The sequence below is a fragment of the Microcystis sp. M44BS1 genome, from assembly GCF_020244875.1.
GTDB lineage: Bacteria > Cyanobacteriota > Cyanobacteriia > Cyanobacteriales > Microcystaceae > Microcystis > Microcystis panniformis.
Genome location: NZ_JADBVM010000336.1, coordinates 1 through 2,758, shown reverse-complemented (window position 1 = coordinate 2,758; position 2,758 = coordinate 1). Strand labels below are relative to the sequence as shown.

The following is a 2,758-nucleotide window of genomic DNA, read 5'->3' as shown; positions in this document are numbered from 1 at the left end:
TGTCTCGGTTAGATATATTTCTACTTGCGCTTTTTCTTCTGGAGGGATGTTTAACATGAAATTTTTCCGATTTTTTCTCTCTATTCTCTCATAATTCTCTCAATGAGTATTTATACTCGCTCTTAAGTGGGATGCACCCGGTTGATGCTTAATCGTGCCGTGCGACTTTTCCATGAGGTGCAATTCAAAGTACCCAAATTTTCCAAAATCGAGTAACTAACTTGGGTAAACCTGAATTAGAAGTAGCGAATTGCCAGTAATGCACACAAAAAAAGACAAGATATTTTGTTTAGTACAGCAAAAAATCTCGATAGTGCAACCTTCCGGTGGCAGTTCAGAAATTGTCCTGTGTAGAAAACACAAAGCTCAACAGTATCATAACCAATCTGGGGATAGGGGAGACTTCTATGTCCACACTACTCACGATCAATGTAACCGGCAATGCAGCTCAGAACAACAACTTTTTCTTCTTCCGAAAACCTGCAATCTATGTTGGTGGTAAACAAGTATATTCCAATAGCCTGTATCAGCGTTTGTTACAGCCATTTGGTGGATCTGGCACAATATTAACATTCCAAGCCAATATGGAATACTATGCGGCAGTACAGGAAGCCAATAGTGCAGCCCCGCCTGTTGGGAATTCCTCTGGCTATCAATCATCTATTCAGGCTATTAATTTGACTGCATCGGGAAGTCAAGCTTCTAACTCTACAGCGATGACCTACGATCCGTCAACAAAAGCATTGGGATTAACCCCTGCTACCTATGACTCGAATGTCCAACCAGGCGCTTTCCGTATCAAAACAGCACAGTATAATTCACCTCCGACTTTCTTTAACGCAGGGTCAGCTGTTAAGGTAAATGGTGGAATTGTTCTTTCTGACTTTGTTAACGCACAACCGCTAGATAACATTGATTGTCAGCCAATACTGGCTTACTATGTTGCAGCTGGTACATACACACAGGGGATAGTTATGGATTTTACTGCATCGTCTCAACAGGCTGCTGTGTGTGACTTTACACCTGGTTACACGACAGCGAATGTAACTTATAATAACAACGGAACTTGGAGTGTAAATATGAGCTAAAAACATCAGAATTTCGGCGTTGCTAATAAATAGGCTTAATGAGTCAATCTCAACAATGGATTGGAGAGAGGAAATCTGTAAGACTTTTGATTTTTAAACTTATTCCTTGTCATGCCTTGACTAAGCAACGCCTTCTTTATATCAAAATATCCCATCTTACTAAATAGTTTGTCAATGAATTCAAGGAGTACTATTGATGAATCAGGTGCAAAAAATCGCTTGTATTAACAATGCAGGGTTTGTTATGAATTTCTCGATTCTATGGCAAGATATTCACGGGAACTGGAATATTACAAGCTGGAATAGTGGTAACTATCCGATTAATAAAACTCGAACAAGTCCAGATTTAAAAGAAATCGGAATCGATCCTATTACCGATGTATTGGTAACACCTTATGTTGAGGCAGTTCTGGGAAAGCAAGAGAGTGGCTCTCCATGTTTAGAGTATCAGCCTAATGGTCTGACAGGTATATACCAAGTAAAAGGAACGACATTAAATTATAGTGTTAAGTTGGTGGTATAAGCAGGGATGCGTAATTGGCTGCATCTTGAAAGATTAAATAATACCTTTCGACAAAGGATTTCTCGGCTGGTGAGAGAGAGTCTATCTTTCTCTAAAAAAATGGAGAATCACGTTGGGGAACTGTTTGGTATTTTATCCATGACTACAATGCACAGCAAAGCAAAGGATTAAGCCGCCATCACTACTACCGAATCACCACCCAATTTCTGTTGATTGATTCATGGTCGAACAGTCCACTCGCCTCAGTTTTCCAACAATTCCTATTTTTTCATAATTAGGGGTCTCAAGACCCCCCTAGCTGGTGCCGAGAAAACCTTCACCAGCTAAGTATTTTTACTCAAGTCTCTGGAGGGGGACAGCTTATGTGACAGTTGAGGGTGCGGAATGTGGGTTCTATGAATTCTCCCATTTAGATGGGGATTGTTTCGGAGAATATCTATTACAACTATCGCCAGCTTTTCCCAATGAATTACATATTTTACAAGTAGATAACGCTCCTGCACATATGGCGGGACACTTAGAAATTCCCGACAATATTATCTTGTTTTATCAACCTTCTTGTTGTCCTGAAGTTAACCCCGCAACAGAGAGTTTGGCTGTACCTGAAAAATTTTCTGGCATGGGAAACTTTTGAATCTCTTGATGCTTTAAGAGATAAACTCGATGCTCTTTTAAATCGTTTATCCAATGACACTATCGGGTATTTAACGGGATGGTCTTGGATTTTAGAAGCTCTATGTCTGTCAGGAATTTAGAAATTTGGTATAACGAATTGGAGAAACAACGATTAAGCAGTGAGGATATACTCAAAAAATATAAGGGGCAACAAGCTCCAGAAAGAGCATTTTCTTTTCTCAAAGACCCCGGCTTTTTTGCCGACAGTGTCTTTCTCAAATCTCCCCATAGAATTGAGGTAATGGCCATGCTCATGGGCTTGTGCCTACTGGTTTATACTATTGGTCAAAGACAACTTCGTCTGAACTTAAAACAGCAGGAGACGGGACTGAAAAATCAGTTGGGTAAGTTAACTGACCGACCAACATTACGCTGGATATTTCAGAACTTTCAAGGGATTCATCTCCGACCTATTCAAGACAATCAAAAGATTAGCAACTTAACGGATGAGAGGCGCAACATTTTGAGATTT

At 40.0% G+C, this 2,758-nt stretch carries 2 protein-coding genes and 3 pseudogenes; all 5 read left to right on the top strand.

The window, feature by feature from the left end; all coding sequences use genetic code 11:
• The first annotated feature begins 407 nt into the window (after positions 1-407).
• On the top strand, positions 408-1,088 hold the full coding sequence (locus tag IM515_RS24680) for a hypothetical protein (protein ID WP_287627796.1): 681 nt from the start codon (positions 408-410) through the stop codon (positions 1,086-1,088).
• 196 nt (positions 1,089-1,284) lie between these two features.
• Positions 1,285-1,611 (top strand): hypothetical protein, encoded by a 327-nt coding sequence (locus IM515_RS24675; RefSeq protein ID WP_287627797.1) that lies wholly within the window; start codon positions 1,285-1,287, stop codon positions 1,609-1,611.
• Positions 1,612-1,632: 21 nt separating this feature from the next.
• Positions 1,633-1,763: pseudogene (locus IM515_RS24670) on the top strand (IS1 family transposase); the annotation flags it as partial.
• 239 nt (positions 1,764-2,002) lie between these two features.
• Positions 2,003-2,366: pseudogene (locus tag IM515_RS24665) on the top strand (transposase); the annotation flags it as partial.
• Between the two features lie 11 nt (positions 2,367-2,377).
• A pseudogene (locus IM515_RS24660) lies at positions 2,378-2,758 on the top strand (IS1634 family transposase); the annotation flags it as partial.

Bases quoted from the DNA above. Each gene is read 5' to 3' on its own strand.
- IM515_RS24675 (WP_287627797.1), top strand. From the start codon at position 1,285: ATGAATCAGGTGCAAAAAATCGCTTGTATTAACAATGCAGGGTTTGTT.
- IM515_RS24680 (WP_287627796.1), top strand. From the start codon at position 408: ATGTCCACACTACTCACGATCAATGTAACCGGCAATGCAGCTCAGAAC.